This is a genomic window from Prevotella sp. HMSC077E09 (assembly GCF_001814685.1).
GTDB classification, from domain to species: domain Bacteria; phylum Bacteroidota; class Bacteroidia; order Bacteroidales; family Bacteroidaceae; genus Prevotella; species Prevotella oris.
On sequence record NZ_KV817524.1, the window covers coordinates 1 to 19,292 of the forward strand.

The following is a 19,292-nucleotide window of genomic DNA, read 5'->3' on the forward strand; positions in this document are numbered from 1 at the left end:
GACTGTCGCATTTACTAATTTAAACTGCACTTCTGAGCAGCATCATATAGAGAAAAAAAGACGGAAAAACGGGTATGGTCTTGTGATTTCTGAATGTTTATCTTGTATTTTAAGGCATCATGCGTTGTAATTTGATGCAGAATGCACGGCCTCTTGAGTCAAAATGCGCGATAAAGTGAGGCAGATAGCACTGTAACATGATGCAAGTTACAATGCTTTTTAGCGTAATTTCATATTCTGTTTTCCATTGAATTTTGTAATCTTTTGATAGTCATTGCGTTATGAAATATTGAAAAACGGGCATCATTCGGAGTGAAGAAGTGTTGCGTTTTGAATAGGCGAGGCCTGCAAGAACAATTGTAAAGATACTTGAAAGGAATTAACATATAATTCGTGTCCTAAGTTAATGCTTCCAAAGAGACGTCACATGGTCTTTCATTTTCCAAAACCATTGGTGCAGCATACATAGTCTTTTAAGTCCTAAAAGATGATATAAGGTCAGCTTTATTCCACCTCTATAAGGGAGATAATCAGTTAAAATCAGACTGCCGTTCATTCTGTATACGTCTAATTGAATATTGAGTACGTGTCTGAAATATTCCTTGTCAACGCATTGTTTCATGATTTTGCAATGGGTACGAAGCATAGATTCCAAGGCTTGCCCATTGGCATTTGCCGTAATTCCCAGTGGATTGAACGTGTAATGATAATAACCATGCGAGGTTATCATGATGTTTTTGCAATGCTTCAGCAGGCGCGACATCAGTTCGATGTCTTCAAAAATCAGGTTCGCCTTGAACTGTTCACGAGCGAAGAGAGCCTTTCTGAAGATTTTATTCCAGGCATAAGCATGCTTGTAAGCCTTTGTCTTAAGCCAATAGCTCTGCCAGTTGGTAAACAATCTGTCGGGCAGTTGCAGTCGCGTATGATGTTTCCCACCTATGCGTTCATCAACAGAATATTCAAGAATGTCTATGTTTTCATGCTTTTTCAACCTGTTCATCAGCCCCTTATAAGTATGTGGTTCGAGATAATCGTCACAGTCTATAAAGGTCACATAATCAGCTTTGGCGACCTCAAGTGCAGCGTTTCGTGCCTCACTCAACCCTTTGTTGGTCTGGTGAATAACAGTTGTTGCGGCATGTTTTTTTGCATATTGGGTGCAGATTTGTAGGCTGTTGTCTGTAGATCCGTCATCAACCAAGATGATTTCCATGCCCTCAATTTGCTGTCCTATGACAGAGTCGAGGCATCTTCGCAAGGTGTCTGCACCATTGAATACAGGTATGATGACCGATAGTTCCATGGATACAAAAGTAATAAAAAAAAGTAACTCTTTTGTGTTTTCATATTATTTTGCTACTTTTGCAATAAACAAATCTTTTTATGAAAGAGGTTAAAATCAAAGACCATGTGTTGCAGAAAGCAGCATCAGAAGGCATGGATGAATTTGTCAAAGTGTTTGTCGATGCGATATCAGAGGCTGTCGATGGCAGTCTCAACAGCGACAATATGGCAGAGCTGAATGCTGATCAGATAACGTTGTTGGCCTATCATTATTTGCACGAAGAAGTGATGTCTGGTGGCTTTGTGCAGCTCATTCACAATGGATATGGTGCTTTTATCTATAAGAACCCAACGGCAAAAGCCTTTCGTGAATGGGGCATTCACGAGCTCTACAGACTCATCAGAAAGAGTCATCCTCTTTATTCGAAATATCATGAAGCCATAGAGCGCGACTGCACTGATGATGAGTTCATGGCCTTGTTTGAGCAATTTGCGGAGTTTGATGATTTTGATGATGCTTTCATTGAATATGAAGAGATGTTCACAAGTAAGATTGCTCATTACATTGATGAGCACATTGAAAATTTTGCAACGATAGAAAATGAATAAAGAAGAACAGGAAGTCAGACGGAAAAGTCCTGTCCAGATAAGGAACAAGAAAGCCTCATTTGAATATTTCTTTGTTGATACCTATACGGCAGGTATCGTGTTGACGGGAACTGAAATCAAGAGTATTCGCAATGGAAAAGCTTCTTTGGTAGACTCTTTCTGCGTGCTGTATAAAGGTGAACTTTGGGTGAAGGGCATGAACATCAGCCCTTATTTCTATGGCTCTTACAGTAATCATGTGGCGAAACGTGACCGTAAACTCTTGCTGACGAAGCGCGAACTCCACAGGTTGGAAGAGGATTCCAAGCAGGTTGGCTTTACGATTGTGCCTACATTATTATTTATTGACCGTCATGGAAGGGCTAAGATAGACATTGCATTAGCACGAGGAAAGAAGGAGTTTGATAAGCGTCAGACCTTACGGGAGAAGCAAGACAAACGGGAAATGGATCGCGCATTGAAGCATTTCTGACAGTTGCCGGAAGTGCCATTAGCAGCTATCCTGTTTCCTCTGTTGGTCTGAATTGTTCATTTGGGGCATGCCATATGAAACCTTATCTGAAAGAGTTGGTCGGGAAAACACCTTAATTACATTTCAGTTTATCCTAATACCGGACATCCAAATGCAATGGGGCTGTATGATGAAACGGCTGAAAGTATGTCGTCACAGCTTGCAGAATTCATGACTGAAGGATTGGTAAATGTCGTCGGAGACAGTTGTAGAACAACCGATAAACTCGTTCGTTGCTGTGCAAACAGGTTAAAGGTAAGCGTCCTCATCAGCCGATGAAGAGGCTAAATGGCTTGTGATTGGATGGTTTTGATTTGTTGGAAGTATGTCAGGAAAGCCTTTTATCAAAGTAATTTATAGTGGGGTAATATTGTAAAATAAAGAAGAAACTTTCAGTTAATAAGTCTTCTTTTCTTGTCTAATTGCTATTTTTGTAGTAAATTCGCGCTTGCAATTGGTTCATATTAGTGATTGATTAAAAAGGGAACAAGGTGGAATTCCTTGACAGTCCCGCTGCTGTGAGCGATGTTGTTGAAAGGGAAATATACCACTGACCATTAGTGTTGGGAAGGTTTTCTTTCGTGAGTCGCATAGTCAGAAGACCTGCCATTGCGAGTTTATGTTTGGTTGCTTCGAGGAGAGTAGGCCAAGTATTGTTTATAGTTTATTTGAGAATGAAACGTCGCAGACAGAAGATAGCAATAGGATTATGCTTTCATTTGATGGCCTGTAGCCCGCTTGCAGCCCAACAGTCTGTGGATAGTGTACGTGTATACGACTTAAAAGAGGTCGATGTACATGGCATACGTGGACGTCGCGGGCTTGTTGATGTTGTGCCTGTAAGTGTAGTCAATCGCCAGGATATACTCAACATGGGCATCACAGACATTGCTGATGCCTTGCATCGTATGCCTGGAGTGAACCTACGTGATTACGGAGGAGCTGGTGGTGTGAAGACAATCGGCGTGCGAGGTTTTGGTGCTCAGCATACAGGAGTAAGCTATGACGGTATTCTCTTGAGTGATATTCAGAGTGGAGCTGTAGATGTTTCGCGCTACGCTTTGGATAATGTTGCATCGTTGAATTTGGCAGTAGGTGGAAACAGTGATGTGTTTATTTCGGCTCGTGAGGCTGCTTCTGCAGCGGTATTTTCCATAGAAACGCTGAAAGAACTGCCACAGGATCAACGTGTTCACATGACAACTCAACTCAAGTTTGGCTCGTTTGGCTATATCAGTCCTTTTATCTATTATCTTCAGTCGATTAGTAAAGGGGTGACGTTATCAGCCAATGGAGAATATATCTATGCCGAGAACAACTATCCTTTTGTGCTGCGTAATGGTATTTACAAGACGCGTGAACATCGTAATAACAGCCGTATGAACAGTGGACATGGGGAATTGAATGTTTATGTTCAAATGGGTAGAAACGGCAAGGTAGAGGGAAAAGTCTATTATTATGATAATAATCGTCTTTTGCCTGGTATCGTTAAGCTTTATAACAAGATTAATGGGGAGTCGTTACATGACCGTAACGCCTTTGCACAGATAGGGTGGCAGCAGCATACTTCTGATGAATTGTGGAGTTGGAAGGCAAAGGGTAAGTTTAATTGGAGCAGTTCAAGCTACCGGGATAAGTATTATCCAAATGCCGTGATGGATGCAGACTATTGGCAACGTGAGGCATATGGCTCATTAGCTCTGTTGTTCTGTTCTTCCGATAAGGTGTCAGTATCTTATGCAGGTGACTATATCTTCAACAGTCTCAACAGCAGTTTGGATACTGATGTACGTCCATTTCGACATACATTCTTGCAGACTTTGTCTGTAAAATATACCGTCCCGCATCTTGTTTTGTTGGGACGTACTTTATATTCTCTTTATTTGAACAGTGCAAAAAGAGGCGAACATGCGAAGAATTTGCGTAGGTTTTCTCCTTCTTTATCAATATCCTACCAGCCATTTTCTTCAGAACAACTTTATATAAGAGCCTCATATAAGAACATTTTCCGTGCTCCTACTTTCAATGAAAGCTATTTCTTTCATTATGGAAGCACCAACTTGCAACCCGAACTTACCGATCAATTTAATCTTGGTCTGACGTGGCAAAGCATGTTATGGAACAGATTAAACATGCAAATGACACTTGATGGCTATCTCAATCATGTGAAAGATAAGATAGTTGCAGTGCCTTATAACATGTTTGTTTGGACCAATGTGAATGTTGGAAAGGTGGATGCCAAGGGCTACGAACTATCGTTGCGGGGTGATTATCGTATGAATGCAAAACATCATCTCAGCTTTGTTGGCAGTTATAGTTATCAACGTGTGAGCAATCGTACTGACAAATTATTGCCTGATTACGGCAAACAAATCGCCTATCTTCCCCTGCATACCCTATCGACATCTTTGAGATGGGGAAATCCTTGGATAGATGTTGTTGTTCATGGAGAAGGATGCAGCAGTAGGTGGGCAACCAATTCGCATTATGAGGGAACTCAATTAAAGGGGTATTGGGATATGGGGCTTACGCTCAGTCGTGCTTTTCAGTTATGTCGTGGGCAGGTGTTATTGCGTGGAGATATCAAGAATTTGTTGGATCAGCAATATGAAATTGTTGGTAATTATCCAATGCCCGGCATCAGTTATCAGTTTGCAATTAATTATAAATTCTAATAAGTAAGATATGAAAAAGATTTTATTAAGTTTATCTGCCCTGTTGATGGGTGTAGTTTTATTTACGTCGTGTGATGATGATGATACTCCACAGCTACGTCCTGTGCCAACGACTGAAGGTGCATTTGTTATGTGTTCGGGGAATATGGGAAAGAAAATTCCTGGCTCAGTGAGCTATTGGGATTATTCAAAGAATAGCATCTCAAACAACGCTTTCAGTCAGGCGAATGGGCGTGGATTGGGTAGTACGCCTAATGATGGAGTCTGCTATGGCAGTAAGATCTATTATGTCGTTGATGGTGAAAATACTATCGAGGTGGTAGACAAGAACCAAAAGTCTATTAAACAGATAAAAACGACAGATTTGTTAGGCAAAGAAGAGGGGAAAAGTCCACGCCATATCATTGCTTCTTATGGTGCTGTTTGGGTGACGACATACGGTGGATATGTTGCAGCCATAGATACAACGACGTTCGCGTTACGCAAGAGCTACAAGGTGGGTTCCTATCCGGAAGGGCTCACAGTGGCTAATGGAAGACTCTATGTTGCAAATAGTGATTACAGTAATGGTAACGGTTCTATCTCTGAAATCAATTTAGCTACAGACAAAGTAACAGAACACAAAGTTGAAGGGAGTAAGAATCCACAGGCTATTTTTATTGACAGAACTGGATTTTACATCTTAGATTGGGGTGGTTATGATAAAAATTGGAAGCAAATAGGTGCCGGATTGAAAGTTCTCAAGGCAAAGAATGGGAAGAATATAGCTGAAGATGTTGTAGCCAATGCAACGAGTGCAACTTATTATAACGGTGTATTCTATACGGTAAATGCACCTTCTGGAGCTGCTTCTGTAAGTTATAGTAAATACAATGCCGCTAATCATACAACATCTTCCATGAAGTATAGCTATGATGAAACGAAGTTCTCACCTTCTTATATCGCTGCAGATCCCGTGACAGGTCGCTTATTTTTATCTTTCTATGAGAAGGTTGGAGGTTATGCAAGCTATGCAACAGCAGGCTATCTCAAGGAGTTTGATGCAAGCGGAAAGGAGCTTCATTCAGCCCAGATAGGTGTAGGGCCTTGTGCAATCTTCTTTAATACCAAGATTAATTGGAAGTAAATGAAAAAGAGTTTCATAGCTTTTTTAATACTGATTATCGGTGTTTTCACTTCTTGTTCCCATTCCCAAATAGGGCAGGGAACAGGTGGTGGAGACACTGTTTACTTGGATAATGCTCGTCATCTGACGATTGTCAAATATAAAGGCTATACTGTTGTCAAACTGACAAATCCGTGGAAGCAGGGTAAAACGCTGCATACTTATGTGCTTGTTCCAAAAGGGAAAGCCGGCGACAGGGTATGCAAAGCGCTTCCCTCCTGGGTTGATCAGGCGGCAACGATAGTCAGAACGCCCGTCAGAAAATCGGTAGTATTTTCGACGGTATATTGTGCATTGCTTTATGAGCTTAAGGCAGATGAAGCTATTAATGGCGTCTGTGATCTGCAATATATTTCTATTCCGGATGTGCAGAAGCGTGCACGGATGAAACCAACAGATGCTCGTTACATCGTTGATTGTGGGAATAGCATGGGTGCAGATATAGAGAAGATTATCGATTTAAAGCCAGAAGTGATGCTGATTTCACCTTTTGAAAACAGTGGAGGATATGGAAAATTAGAGAGTATTCATATTCCAATCATTGAAACTGCTGACTATATGGAGACTTCTGCTTTAGGAAGAGCCGAGTGGATGAAGTTCTATGGACTGCTTTATGGGCGTGAGGAAGAAGCCTTTACCTTATATAATGAGGTGAAAGACAGTTATGAAAAACTGAAGCAAAAAGCCCGTAAAGCGAAGATGGCTCTATCTGTTCTCACAGAAAAGAAGACCGGAAGTGTGTGGTATGTCCCTGGGGGGCGTAGCGTCATTGGGAGTCTGTTACATGATGCAGGGGCACATTATGCATTTGCCAATGACACGCAGGCGGGGAGTCTCGCCCTGCCTTTTGAAACGGTTTTGGATAGGGCTGGTTCAAGTGATGTATGGCTGTTCAAGTACAATGACCATCCGGCTACATTACAGGAATTGTCAGATGAATATGTCGGTTATCGCCAGTTTAAGGCTTTCCAGACTCAAAATGTCTTTGCTTGTGACTGTACACGCAGGCCATATTTTGAAGAAGTAAGCTTTCATCCAGACAGATTGTTGAGTGACATCATTCAAATTGTTCATCCTGACATTGCCAGTTTTGCTCCTATGTACTATTATGAGCGATTAAAATAGACTGAAGAGAAAAGATGTCTAAAGGTATAAGATATTGCATGTTGATGTGTGCGGGGATTGTGATTTTATTCGCATTAAACCTGATTGTGGGCAGTGTAAAGATACCCATAGCGGCGACTGTGCAATTTCTTTTCCCGTTTTTGAGTAGCGATGGAGCCATGTCTTTGCAGGCATCTCATCCTTCATGGCATTTCATTATCATGGATTCGAGATTTCCACAAGCCTTGACAGCTCTTCTGTCGGGTGCTTCCTTGGCTGTATGTGGCCTGTTGTTACAGACTGCTTTTCGCAATCCTTTGGCCGGTCCCGGCATCTTTGGTATCAACAGTGGAGCAGGATTAGGTGTGGCTTTGGTCATGCTGTTGATGGGGGGAAGCGTAACAACAGCAGCCTTTTCGATGAGTGGTTTTATGGCTATTCTGCTGTCTGCATTCATTGGAGCCATGGTAATAACTCTGCTGCTCTTTTTCTTTTCATCAATGGTCAGAAGCAGTGTGATGCTTCTTATCATAGGAATTATGATAGGTTATCTGTCTAATTCGGCAATCTCCATATTGAATTTCTTTGCAACAGAGGAGGGAGTGAAATCCTATTTAGTGTGGGGATTAGGGAATTTTGGCGGTGTTTCCATGGCTCACATGCCTCTTTTTGCCTCGGTTGTCATCTTAGGTCTGACAGCTTCTCTTTTGATGATGAAGCCTTTGAATGCCTTACTTTTAGGAGAACAGTATGCCGAAAACCTTGGCATTAACACGCAACGGACACGTAACTTTCTGCTTGTTGTGACGGGAATTCTGACTGCAATCACTACTGCTTTCTGTGGTCCTGTAGCTTTTATTGGGTTAGCAGTGCCGCATATTGCACGCTTGTTGCTGTGCACCGACAATCATCATTGGCTTTTACCTGCAACTATTCTTACAGGAGCTGCAGTTGCATTGCTCTGTAACTTGCTGTGCTTCCTGCCCGGTGAGAGGGGAGTCATTCCGTTGAATGCAGTGACTCCTTTGTTGGGAGCACCTATAATTATCTATGTTATTACCAAAAAAGATGAGTTATGAAAATCTATACAAAAGGCGGAGATAAAGGGATGACGTCTTTGCTGCATGGAGAACGTGTTGCCAAGGATGATATCCGAATAGAAACCAATGGGCAACTTGATGAGTTGAATGCTTTATTAGGCATTGTTGTGGCCTTGATGAAGCCAAATCATCCGGATGCTTTGCGATTGCAAAACATACAGAAACTTTTAATGAAAATCATGGGGCAAATCGCTGATAACGGACAAGAGCAATTGCGTGAAGAGGCTTCTTTGTCTGAAATGATTACAAGTTTAGAGCATTTTATTGATGCCGAAACGAGTGGAGAACGCTTTTCTTTCGTTGTTCCTGGTGGTTCGTTGTTGGCTGCTCACTTGCAATATGCCCGTGCAAAGGCCCGTACATGTGAACGAAGAATGTGGACACTTCATCGTGATTATCCTTTAGATAAAACGGTGATGAAACTGATGAACCGACTGAGTGATTATCTGTTTGTATTGGCTTTATGCGTCTGATGATGTTTTTGTGAAATCATTTTGCAGAACAATGCCTATTGGATTGCATTGCAATCTGCGTCAAGTTACGCTGTAATCTGCATCAAATGACATGGTCATCTGCGTCACTTTACCGCCTCATCTGCGTCACTTTGCAAGTCATTATGTATCAGTCAATTATGCGTTTACATTTTAATAATCCGACAGGGAAATGTTGATTGCTCGCCAACCTTCAGCTTTCAAAGTATATTAAGAATACATAGAACAACTTAATATGACTTGTTGGTTTGATGATGATGCCAAGTTTAATGCTGCTGATTAATAAGTGTAAAAATAAAAAAAGAGTCGTTTAAGAGCCGTTAAAGTGTTAAATTGAAGTGTTAAATTCGGATAAAGAATTAAGAGTTTCCACTGATATTGCTGATTTTACTTATATATTTGTAATCAGTTTTGAATAAGAAAGAGTATTCATAAATATAGAACGTAAACTAAAAAAGATAAGTATGAGAATGTTTGGTAAGTATGTTTTGGGTGCAATGTGCGTAGGTGCACTTGCCCTTTCTACAGGAGCTTTCATTAAGGTGAACGCTGCACCGGCGACAGAAGCAGTGGTTTCCGGCCAACCTGTTGACTTGACTTATGCTGCAGAGAAGGCACTTCCTGCGGTTGTTCATATTAAATATGTACAGAATTCTAAGGTTCAAACCGTAGAGATGGAGGATGACCCGTTCAGTGACTTCTTTGGACCTTTCGGTTTCTTTGGTTATCCTGACCAAGGAAACGGCAAGCAGAAGCGCAAGGTGCAAACACCAAAGAGGGAGGCAACCGGCAGTGGAGTGATTATAAGTCCTGATGGTTATATTGTCACTAACAATCATGTTGTGAATGGTGCAGACGAGTTAACGGTGACTTTGAACGACAATCGGGAGTTCTCTGCCCGCATCATTGGAACAGATCCCAATACGGATCTTGCACTCATCAAGATTAATGGAAAGAACCTTCCAACTTTACCTATAGGTGACAGTGACAATCTAAAGGTTGGTGAATGGGTGCTTGCTGTAGGTAATCCCTATAACCTAAGCTCAACGGTAACCGCCGGAATTGTCAGTGCCAAGGCGCGTTCAATGGGCGGAGAAGGCTCTAATGGCCCTCAGATTTCCAGCTTCATTCAGACTGATGCAGCTATTAATCCTGGTAATTCCGGTGGTGCATTGGTAAACGCCAAGGGTGAACTTGTAGGCATAAATGCCATGCTTTATTCACAAACAGGCTCTTATAGTGGTTATGGTTTTGCCATTCCAACGACTATCATGAATAAGGTTGTAAGTGATTTAAAGCAGTATGGTACAGTTCAACGTGCTGTTCTTGGTATTCGAGGTGGTGACGTATTGAACTATATCAATGCACAGAAAGATGCAAATAAAGAGGTTGATTTGGGTACCAACGAGGGTGTTTATGTTGCTGAAGTCTCTGATGGAAGCTCTGCATCTGCAGCTGGTATCGTTAAAGGTGATGTGATAACGGAGGCTGATGGCAAGAAGATAACCAAGATGTCTGAACTTCAGGAGTTGTTGTCGAAGAAGCGTCCTGGCGAGAAAGTAACGTTGACTTATCTCCACAATAAATCAAAACGGTCGAAGACAGTGACCTTGATGAATGCACAAGGCAACACGAAAGTGATTAAAACGGCAGACCTTGATGTGCTTGGTGCAAGCTTCCGTCCTGTTACAGAACAGCAGAAGAAGGAGTTTGATTTGAGCTTTGGTCTTGAGGTGACAAAGGTTGGAAAAGGTGCTATTAAAGATGGAGGTATCGAACAAGGTTTCATCATGCAATATGCTAATGACACACCTCTTAAGAGTATTTCAGACCTTCAGGAACTTGTTAAGAGTGCTTCAACCAGCAAGGATCCTGTGCTGATTGTCAAGGGAGTTTGGCCTTCCGGGAAGCGTGATTATAAGGTGGTCAAGGTCTCAGAATAAAGACATTATTTGACAGAAGGGGCGGGTAGCAATACTCGTTCCTTTTTCTTTTTGGTGTACAATAAACCTTGTAGTGTCGGAATGTATAAGGAATGGTGCTTGAAAGCATTGCCTTTGTCTGCACATCTAATATCATTTCCAATAAAAAAGGAAATGGAGCTGATGGTTTTATTCTTCTGTTGTGCGAAGTATAATGCTTGTGGCGCCAATGGTAAAAAGGCTGCCATCTGCGATGACTCTGCGCTCACGATTGCCTAAGATTTCGTTGTCGACAAAGGTTCCTGTATAGCTTGGCCCGTCACGCAGCACATATTTGAGATTACCTTCTTTGTTGCGACTGACATTAATGATGCAATGTGTCATGTCAATGCTGGGATCATTGGTTTCGATAGGACAGTTGATATCACTTCCTTTCATGTAGCGGCCAATGACATTATCACCCATTTGCAGGGGAATTACCTGTTTATAATGAAACACGTTCTCAATGACAACAATAGAGCCGCAACCTTTCTCGTTGGCTAATTCATTTAGTTGTTCATCCTTTTGAGTGTTGCGAAGTTTAGATACTCCCATGCGGATGCCAAAGTTCTTGCCACATTCCGGGCATTCAAAAATCAGGGATTGGCCTGTCTGATATTTGGTTTCATCAAATGTAATGTAGTTATCACATTTCGGGCAACGTACACGTTTCATAAATAAAAGGCTGAAAGTAGTTTATTTAATATGCATCACCCAACAATCAGCAAACTCCGCTTTGTTGTTGAGTTTATTGACAATATTGCGTGCCTCTCGTTCTGAAGCATATTCTCCATAAACGACTTTTGTGCGGTTGTTCTGTGTAAGCACGTCTGCTTCTGTGTAACCTTTACGATGAAGCTCACGCACAAAAAGCTTTGCATTCTTGCGAGTAACTCTGCTGGCCAGCACAATGCAATAGTAGTTCTTGGGTGCGGCTGCCGGAATGATGTCTGCTTTTATCTTGTTATTGTTTGCAGTCTGCTTTTGTTGCACAGTTTCAACGGCTTTCTTAGTCATATCTTTTGTGATATGAGTTGCCGCATTTCCTATAGTCACATCCTTGGGCATGATATATGTAAGAAAGTCTGTATCGATTTTGTTTCCAGTCATAGTTGCTATGTCTCCATTACCCAAAGAGGAGGGTAACAACAAGAATACCAATATAGCAATACATGCAATGGCGATATTTCTTACTACGCTTCGGCGAATAGTATAGGCCTCTTCTTCTTTTTCTTCGCCATTGGCGGTTGTGTTGAAATCTAAGAGCTGTGCTTTTGGTTGCGGTGCTACAGCGTTAACCTCCTGTTCGGTTTCAAACGTTTCCACAGCATCTAATCGTTTGAATTCAAAGCAACTCAGTCCATAAAGGGCAGGAGTGAGGAGTCCGGCTTCACAAGGTTCGAAAGTATAGTGCCCCTCATCATTGATAAATAGAGTGCCTAAGTCTTTCAACTCGTATTTACCCTCTTTCTCAAGTATTTGCTTCATTTCTTCTGTTTCCTGCTCTATGCGACACAATGCTTCTGGATAACTGATATCGTAAGCCTCAACATAGGATTGTGCAAGAAGAGAATCGTTGATTTTAAGAAGGGGATTAAAGCCGACAGTTCGTGTTGGCGGAAGAAACGAAAAGTCTCTCTCGTCAAAACGCGCAGTCGTATAATGTGCCATAAATCCACCGAAAGCAGGGATTATGACACAGTCATTCGTGAGCAAAAGTATTTCTATATGTCTTTCTAACTCTATCACGTTTGCAAATTTAGTACTTTTATTTTAGGTTTCAAAGTGTTGTGATGAAAAATCATCAAGAAAAATTTATTTGTGCTTTTTATTTTGCAGACTATTATAAAAGTCGTATCTTTGTGCCAAAGAAAGAACAAATTCTTATTAGAAAATGGACTATAAGCAAACGGAAATTAAAGGTGTTTATATCATCGAACCGCATGTTTTTAATGATGCTCGTGGCTATTTTTTTGAAGCGTGGAAAAATGAAGAATTCCAACGGTATGTAGGAAAGATTAATTTCATTCAAGACAACGAGTCTAAGTCTTCTTATGGCGTGTTGCGTGGCTTGCATTATCAGAAAGGCGAATATTCACAGGCTAAATTGGTACGTGTCATCAAGGGTAAGGTGCTTGATGTAGCTGTTGATATCCGTAAGAGCAGCCCCACTTTCGGTAAGTATGTTATGGTGGAACTGTCAGATGAAAACAAGCGTCAGTTCTTTATTCCTCGTGGTTTTGCCCATGGTTTTCTTGTTTTGAGTGAAGAAGCCATTTTCACTTACAAGGTTGATAATGTCTATGCTCCTCAGCATGAGGCCAGTATTCGCTGGAATGATGAAGATATTCACATAGAATGGCCAATAGAAACAAAAGATGTGCTTACATCAGAAAAGGATCTCAAGGCATCGTCGTTGAAGGATGCAGAATTGTTTGATTGATGAGCAAAAATATTTTTAGATACGCTTTTCTGCTGTTTGCTGTCAGTTGTCTTCTTATGGCATGCAGTAACCGAAAGCATGGAATATCTTTGGCTTCTTCTGAAGATCAGGTAGCAAAGAAAATGCTCCAGGGAGTTTGGTTGAATGAAGACGAGGACAATCCTGCCTTTCGTGTTGTCGGTGATACTATTTTCTATCCGGACAGTACGTCGCAGCCTGTTTACTTCCAGATATTCAAAGACACGCTTGTGCTTCATAGTTCGAATACAGCCAAGTATCTGATAGTTAAGCAAGCACCTCATCTTTTTATCTTCAAAAACCAAAATGGCGATATCGTTAAGTGTGTGAAAACAACTGATCGTTCATATCTTGCGTTTTTTGGAGAGTCTCGCCCCATGGCTCTGAACCAGAATAAACTTATCAAACGTGACTCGGTTGTTATCTATGGAAACGAGCATTATCATTGGTATATACAGGTGAACCCCACTACTTACAAGGTAGCTAAGCAGACTTATAATGACAATGGAGTTGAGGTGGATAATGTTTATTTTGATAATATCATCCATTTAAGCCTATTCCGTGGCGGTACACAAGTTTTCAGTCGCGACTTTCGAAAGAATGATTTCAAGCATCAGGTACCTTCAGGTGTGTTGAGCCAGAGTATTTTGAGTGATATTATCTATACAGAAACCAATACAGATGGTTTCCATTTCTGTGCCAATGTTTGTGTGCCGGATAGTCCTACAAGTTATCAGATAACCATTATTATCGGGTTTAATGGTAAGATGAGTTTGACAGTATAGCTTTTCATACGCACATTATTATGCTCCAAAACAGAATTAATTAGGCTTTTGATGGACTTTGGTGCTATTGAAGAGAATTATATGTTAAATTCCTTCAAGTATTTTTACAATGTTCCTCATAAGTTTCGCATATTCAAAATGCGATTCTTCTTCACTCCAAATAACGCCGATTTTTCAATAGATTGTAACACGTTGGCTATTAGGAAATTATATGTTTTAAGGAAAAAGAGGATATGAAGTCACGTTAAAAAGCATTGCGATTTGCGTCAGATTACATGGTAATCTGACGCACTTTATCGTGCATTTTGACTCTAACTACCGTATGATTTGCATCATATTACAGCATGACATGCATGAAATTGAAGGCGGTGAGCATTGAAATTGAAAAATAATGTCTGTTTATTGACTTTTAATTTTCTATTTGCTGTCTCCGCAAAGTGTTAAAATCTGACAATAATGTTTACAGAGAACTAACATGCTTTTTGGGGTTATAGAGCTTTTATGTGAACTTGAGTTTGGAGTAGTTTAAATCAAATTTATTATTTCTTCTACTTATAGGATATTCTTTTGTGTATAAGAAACTGCTTCTTTTTAATGTAAAACTGATATGATTAATATCGGGAGTATCTTATAAAGAGGATTGATTTTGTACATTTGTTTTTAACATTACAAAGCGGCTTCTCTGTTATTGTCTGTGTAGGGGAAAAGGCGGTTTCCTCAATCCATGTTATAGGTATGCACGCTGACTCCCTGCGCTGAAGGCAAGTAGTTGATGCCCCACCAGCACATTTGCAGCAGGAAGAAGCACACGATGAGCATGATGAGGGCCGGCTTCGGGCGTGAAGGTCGGTACTGACGATAGTGGATATAGACTAAATAAGCTAACCAGGTAATGGCTGCCCAGGTCTCTTTCGGGTCCCAGGCCCAGTAGTGCCCCCAGGCATCCTTGGCCCAGAGTGCCCCCATGAGCATACCGAGTGTGACGAACGACAGGCCTACATAGACGAGGTTGTCGGTGATGTCGAGTTCTTCTTCGGTGGCATCGCTCTTCTTGATGAACAGCAGATAAACAGCCATTACCATGGCTGCCCCGAGCAGGGCATAGGACATCATGTAGACAATGACGTGAGGGGCGAACCAAGGACTCTGCAATGCGGGCATCAAGGTCTTGGAATGGATTTCCGGTTTGAAGATATTGATGCCTACAAATACCGTAGCCAACAGGCAACTGAATGGGAGTATCCATTTATAATGCCAGCGGCTGTAGACGATGAGGCCTGCCAATGGCAGGAAAAAGCTATACCACAGCCGTGTCTCTCCCATTGTGCGGAGTGGCGGACGCTCCAGATTTATCCACATACATAATATATAGGTGAAGAAAACGGCTAATCCGATACCTGTCAGTGTATAGGCCATGGTCTTCTTTTCTTTCCATGATGCCACGGCTCCGACAGTCCAGCAGATGACCGAGATGATAGCGAAAATGATAAAATAACTCCAAGTCATGGTTTATTTCTCCTTTTTCTTGCCGGCTGTGAGAAACATTCCCACTGCACCGATGATTAACAGATAGATACCCACATAGACGGCATGGAGCCACGGGTCGCGCACAAGTTCAAACACACTGACATTGCTCCATTTGCCCATCTGCTCGTTGTAGCTGAGCTGATAGATTTTCCAGCCATTGACAGTATAGGGCTTGTTGACTTCGATTTCGGTCAGTATGTTCTTTCCGTCTTGGGTATAGATGTTCACATCCGAGGCATAGCGCTTCGGTTCACGGCTTGCCATGACGAGTGCTTTGCCATTGTCGAGCTTCAAGGTCTCCAATGGAAACTGATAGCTTCCGCAGGTTACCCAGCCTTTTTTCATTGCGTTGCCTTTTGTTGCCGTAATGGAAATGGCACAGGCCGAACCTGCCATACTGCTCTTGATGTAGCCTCCTTTCTTCATGGCCATGCCGAGTGAGTCCATGTGCAGCATGCCTTGCATCTGCTTGGGCATGTTCTTGATCATGCCGGCCAACAGTGCGGGCACAGCGTCTTCAATCTTCTTGTCCACCTGAATGTGCCAACCGGCTATGGAATCCTGCTTGAAGTGATCGTCGATGAGCAGTACTTCGGGGTTCTTGTAGGGTATGGGGCGTCCCATTTTGTCAATAACCATCAGCTTGGGTGGGTATTCATCGATCGTGAAACGGTTGAGCTGAATGGCTATCGGCAACTCATGCACGTTGTTGTAGGCATCTAATCCACGCCATTCGGGTTGTCCTTTTTCACAATACATCTTGAGTCTCTGCATGTCTGCACTGCCTAACGTGGCACACGTAAGAGCGATGAAAAGACCTAAATGGCTTGTGATGACGGGCAGTCTGCGCCATGAAAAGCGGGCAGTCTGTTTGATTGTGATTTCTCCGACGAGCATTGTCATCCAGAAATAAACAAGGATGAACGGCCAGAAATTCAGCATCTTGCTCAGTCCTATGAGGTCGGCTGCGGGTTTGTCGGCAGGAACCTGTCGGGCCACTCCCATGACGAGTGTCAGCAATGCAGCCGCGGCAATAGCGGGAATTGCTGCCTGCATCGTGGTCATGAAGCTGAAGAAGTAGACGCGTCGGCGGAGAAGATAAAAGATAAGAAGGGCAATGATAAGTACGATGAGCGTTATTCCGTTGGCCGGCCAGAGGAATAAGGCCCAGTCTAACGGCCCTATCGAGAATTGAAGAAGCAATCCGACCAACAGCAATCCTGCAACGATAGCCGTTCCTTCTTTCATATTCCAAGGTTTATTCCACATAGTTGTTCATGAAGAAAGGGGCATCGAAAGTGGTTTCTCCGATGCTCCTTTTAGGTGTTATTGATTGTCTGTCATTACATGGGTTTGGTTATGAAGCGCTTGTTCTTGCGTGCCGTTTCAATCCATTTTGGAACGACAGTATTGAGGAAATCCTGCTTCTGCGCATGCAGGGTCTTCATGTCAAGGCCTACATATTTAGCTGCTTTCTCGCGCGTTGAGATGTCGGGGAGAGGTATCTGGCCCGTGAAGCCATGCTTTGCTGCCACACGTGTAGCCTGCAATTGGGCATCCTTGGCATACATCATCGAGTTGGCGAGGAGGCGCATCACCTCTTGTGGAGCGTGGAAAGCTGCACCGTGGCTGGCCAAAGAATAGTCCCAACGCCACTGACTCTTGCGGATGTCACTCAAGCATTGCTTCATTTCGGCCTCTGTAGCACCCTTGTCCCAGGCAAACTTGGCATAGATGTGCGCGTTGGCCAATTCTTTGTTGACCTTAAGGGCAAAGTCATATACCTTCTGCTGACGCTCATAGACATTCTGACGGAGGGTTTCTGCATCCTGTCTGTGACAGGTCTGGCAGGTGCGGTCGATGTGTGCAAGCGGACTCATGATGTGGTGGTCGGTATATTTCACACCGCCTTCTGAAATGTAAGGCATGTGGCAATCAGCACAGGAAACATTGCGTTGACCGTGGATGCCCTGCTTGAACATTTCGTAACCCGGGTGCTGTGCTTTCAGAATTTTAGCATGAGAGAGTGGGTGAATATAGTCATAGAAGCCGATACTGTCATAATATTCTTCGGCTGCTTCACAGGTAAGTCCCTTCTCTTGTGGGAAGTGCAGATAGTTGCCGTTCTCCTTTTCGAAGTAGTACTCGGTGTGACATTGTGCACAGACTAAGCTTCTCATTTCCTGGTGACTGGCTTTCTTGACATCCTTTCCTACGCGTGCCCAAGCCTCATAGAGGGCCGGACGTGCAGGTTTGAGATCCATTGTCCGGGCATCATGGCAGTCAGAGCAGCCTACGGTGTTCATCACTTCGCCTCCCCAGTCGCTCCATTTTGCAGCATAGAATGCGTTCGTTCCTTTCTCACGCATCAGCCGTGGCACGTCAGGCCCCTTGCAAGTCCAGCATGTTCCGGGTTGAAGATCCTTCTGACCATCAACGCCCGGAGAACCCGTACGCAGGATTTTGCGCAGGTCTTCAATGCAATGGCGGTGCCCACGTGGGGTGTTGTAGTCTCTTGAGAAAGCGTAACCGTCCCATATGACAACGATTTCAGGACATTTCTCCAGAATGCTTTTCTCCTGTGACCCATTGTATTTGCTCTCGAAAGTGGTGTCTTCAGTCATCGCCCATGACTGGTATTCACGTGGAAAATCCTCTGCAAATTTCTCGTTCTGTGCTACGATAGAGTCGGTCATCGGTGTGCGGCGATTGTTGAAGATGCTGGCAACTTCAGCTCTTCTTTCCAAAAGCGAAGAGCAGAGAAGGCCCAAGACGAAAACAACAACCATTGCTCCTCCAAAGAGCAGCCAACCTTGCCATTTCTTAAGTTGTTTTGCCATAGTTATTTGGTTTTATAGTTTATTCGGATAATCTTGTGGATAATGCGGTTTGAGAAATGTTTATTTTCCTTGCTTCGGCCCCTCATAAGGCTTGTGGCCCAAGGCTCTTTGCAGCCAAGCGGGTACAGGGTCGGGTGGCATAGGCTCAACAAATTCAGCTCCCGGAGTGGATGAAAGCGAGTTCATTCCCATGTGAGGCACGTTGCGGTGACAGTCCCAGCAGGCCTTTCCCTCACCGCGCTTGGCCATCATGTAGTCAATGCGTCCGGTCTTCACGAATTCCTGATTGAGTTGTTTGTGGCAGCGGATGCAATTGTCCATGATGACTTCTGCTGAAGCGTCTTCGGCCTCAATAGCCTGACGTTCGCTGTGAGTGACGAAGTAGGCCACGTGCTTCATGCCGTCCATACCCTTGAAAAAATAGTGTGAAGCGATGTTGTTGTTGGGCACATGGCAGTCGTTGCAGGTGACATCACGGCCATGTGAAGAGTGCGACCATGTAGCATAATAGGGCGACATGATATGGCAGTTGATGCAGGCTGCAGGGTCATCCCCCACAATGTAGGTGTGCATGCGAAGAAGATACATGAATAAAACCACCAAGCCGAACGTGATGCCGCATAAAGTCGTTATGATGATCTTCTGTCTATAGGATAGTCTGTTGACAAACGATTTCCATCCGGTTTTCAGATTGGTATAGGTCAGTCGCTTCATAGATTGTCGGTTTATTTATGATGCAAATTTAACAAATGGTAGTTTCAACTACCAAATGCGAA

At 42.9% G+C, this 19,292-nt stretch carries 18 protein-coding genes and 1 riboswitch; of the genes, 11 read left to right on the forward strand and 7 right to left on the reverse strand.

Annotation, left to right across the window (positions count from 1 at the left end):
- Positions 1 to 403 precede the first annotated feature (403 nt).
- A complete protein-coding gene (locus HMPREF2983_RS03830; protein ID WP_070666923.1) occupies positions 404 to 1,306 on the reverse strand; it encodes a glycosyltransferase family 2 protein in 903 nt (300 codons plus the stop codon).
- Between the two features lie 80 nt (positions 1,307 to 1,386).
- Here HMPREF2983_RS03830 and HMPREF2983_RS03835 point away from each other — a divergent pair, with 80 nt between their 5' ends.
- The 9 genes from HMPREF2983_RS03835 (at position 1,387) to HMPREF2983_RS03870 (ending at position 10,885) form a co-directional block, all read left to right on the forward strand.
- Positions 1,387 to 1,896: a DMP19 family protein gene (locus HMPREF2983_RS03835; protein ID WP_070666925.1), complete on the forward strand. Its 510-nt coding sequence runs from the start codon at positions 1,387 to 1,389 to the stop codon at positions 1,894 to 1,896.
- A complete protein-coding gene (gene smpB, locus HMPREF2983_RS03840) occupies positions 1,889 to 2,368 on the forward strand; it encodes an SsrA-binding protein SmpB (protein ID WP_070666927.1) in 480 nt (159 codons plus the stop codon). Before HMPREF2983_RS03835 ends, smpB begins: the two co-directional genes overlap by 8 nt.
- A 156-nt stretch (positions 2,369 to 2,524) precedes the next feature.
- Complete coding sequence (locus HMPREF2983_RS14245; protein ID WP_246829337.1) at positions 2,525 to 2,686, forward strand: hypothetical protein; 162 nt, start codon at positions 2,525 to 2,527, stop codon at positions 2,684 to 2,686.
- Between the two features lie 159 nt (positions 2,687 to 2,845).
- A riboswitch (cobalamin riboswitch) is annotated at positions 2,846 to 3,033 on the forward strand.
- A gap of 48 nt (positions 3,034 to 3,081) precedes the next feature.
- Positions 3,082 to 5,082 (forward strand): TonB-dependent receptor plug domain-containing protein, encoded by a 2,001-nt coding sequence (locus HMPREF2983_RS03845; RefSeq protein ID WP_070666928.1) that lies wholly within the window; start codon positions 3,082 to 3,084, stop codon positions 5,080 to 5,082.
- Positions 5,083 to 5,092: 10 nt separating this feature from the next.
- Positions 5,093 to 6,208: a YncE family protein gene (locus HMPREF2983_RS03850; RefSeq protein ID WP_070666930.1), complete on the forward strand. Its 1,116-nt coding sequence runs from the start codon at positions 5,093 to 5,095 to the stop codon at positions 6,206 to 6,208.
- The gene (locus HMPREF2983_RS03855; protein WP_070666932.1) at positions 6,209 to 7,372 is read left to right on the forward strand and encodes an ABC transporter substrate-binding protein; all 1,164 of its coding nucleotides are present in this window, start codon (positions 6,209 to 6,211) and stop codon (positions 7,370 to 7,372) included. It abuts the gene before it with no gap.
- Positions 7,373 to 7,386: 14 nt separating this feature from the next.
- Positions 7,387 to 8,430 carry an iron ABC transporter permease gene (locus HMPREF2983_RS03860; RefSeq protein WP_070666934.1) on the forward strand — a complete coding sequence of 348 codons (1,044 nt, stop codon included), beginning with the start codon at positions 7,387 to 7,389 and terminating at the stop codon, positions 8,428 to 8,430.
- Positions 8,427 to 8,924: a cob(I)yrinic acid a,c-diamide adenosyltransferase gene (locus tag HMPREF2983_RS03865; protein WP_070666936.1), complete on the forward strand. Its 498-nt coding sequence runs from the start codon at positions 8,427 to 8,429 to the stop codon at positions 8,922 to 8,924. Before HMPREF2983_RS03860 ends, HMPREF2983_RS03865 begins: the two co-directional genes overlap by 4 nt.
- A gap of 482 nt (positions 8,925 to 9,406) precedes the next feature.
- A complete protein-coding gene (locus tag HMPREF2983_RS03870) occupies positions 9,407 to 10,885 on the forward strand; it encodes a Do family serine endopeptidase (protein WP_004370988.1) in 1,479 nt (492 codons plus the stop codon).
- Positions 10,886 to 11,053: 168 nt separating this feature from the next.
- Here the strand turns inward: HMPREF2983_RS03870 and HMPREF2983_RS03875 are convergent, their stop codons facing one another.
- On the reverse strand, positions 11,054 to 11,578 hold the full coding sequence (locus HMPREF2983_RS03875) for an FHA domain-containing protein (protein WP_070666938.1): 525 nt from the start codon (positions 11,576 to 11,578) through the stop codon (positions 11,054 to 11,056).
- A gap of 21 nt (positions 11,579 to 11,599) precedes the next feature.
- Positions 11,600 to 12,652 carry an HU domain-containing protein gene (locus HMPREF2983_RS03880; RefSeq protein ID WP_070666940.1) on the reverse strand — a complete coding sequence of 351 codons (1,053 nt, stop codon included), beginning with the start codon at positions 12,650 to 12,652 and terminating at the stop codon, positions 11,600 to 11,602.
- Positions 12,653 to 12,797: 145 nt separating this feature from the next.
- Here HMPREF2983_RS03880 and rfbC point away from each other — a divergent pair, with 145 nt between their 5' ends.
- Positions 12,798 to 13,346, forward strand: a complete 549-nt coding sequence (rfbC, locus tag HMPREF2983_RS03885) for a dTDP-4-dehydrorhamnose 3,5-epimerase (protein WP_070666943.1) — start codon at positions 12,798 to 12,800, stop codon at positions 13,344 to 13,346.
- Positions 13,346 to 14,149, forward strand: a complete 804-nt coding sequence (locus tag HMPREF2983_RS03890) for a DUF4738 domain-containing protein (protein ID WP_070666944.1) — start codon at positions 13,346 to 13,348, stop codon at positions 14,147 to 14,149. The genes rfbC and HMPREF2983_RS03890 overlap by 1 nt, the downstream gene beginning before the upstream one ends.
- Before the next feature lie 717 nt (positions 14,150 to 14,866).
- Here HMPREF2983_RS03890 and ccsA read toward each other — a convergent pair.
- The 4 genes from ccsA to nrfH all read right to left on the reverse strand — a co-directional run bounded on the left by ccsA (position 14,867) and on the right by nrfH (position 19,230).
- The gene (gene ccsA / locus HMPREF2983_RS03895) at positions 14,867 to 15,655 is read right to left on the reverse strand and encodes a cytochrome c biogenesis protein CcsA (RefSeq protein ID WP_070666946.1); all 789 of its coding nucleotides are present in this window, start codon (positions 15,653 to 15,655) and stop codon (positions 14,867 to 14,869) included.
- Between the two features lie 3 nt (positions 15,656 to 15,658).
- The gene (locus HMPREF2983_RS03900; protein WP_070666948.1) at positions 15,659 to 16,945 is read right to left on the reverse strand and encodes a cytochrome c biogenesis ResB family protein; all 1,287 of its coding nucleotides are present in this window, start codon (positions 16,943 to 16,945) and stop codon (positions 15,659 to 15,661) included.
- 74 nt (positions 16,946 to 17,019) lie between these two features.
- Complete coding sequence (gene nrfA / locus HMPREF2983_RS03905) at positions 17,020 to 18,516, reverse strand: ammonia-forming cytochrome c nitrite reductase (RefSeq protein WP_018919208.1); 1,497 nt, start codon at positions 18,514 to 18,516, stop codon at positions 17,020 to 17,022.
- A gap of 60 nt (positions 18,517 to 18,576) precedes the next feature.
- Positions 18,577 to 19,230 (reverse strand): cytochrome c nitrite reductase small subunit, encoded by a 654-nt coding sequence (nrfH, locus tag HMPREF2983_RS03910; protein ID WP_004372592.1) that lies wholly within the window; start codon positions 19,228 to 19,230, stop codon positions 18,577 to 18,579.
- Between the last annotated feature and the right edge of the window lie 62 nt (positions 19,231 to 19,292).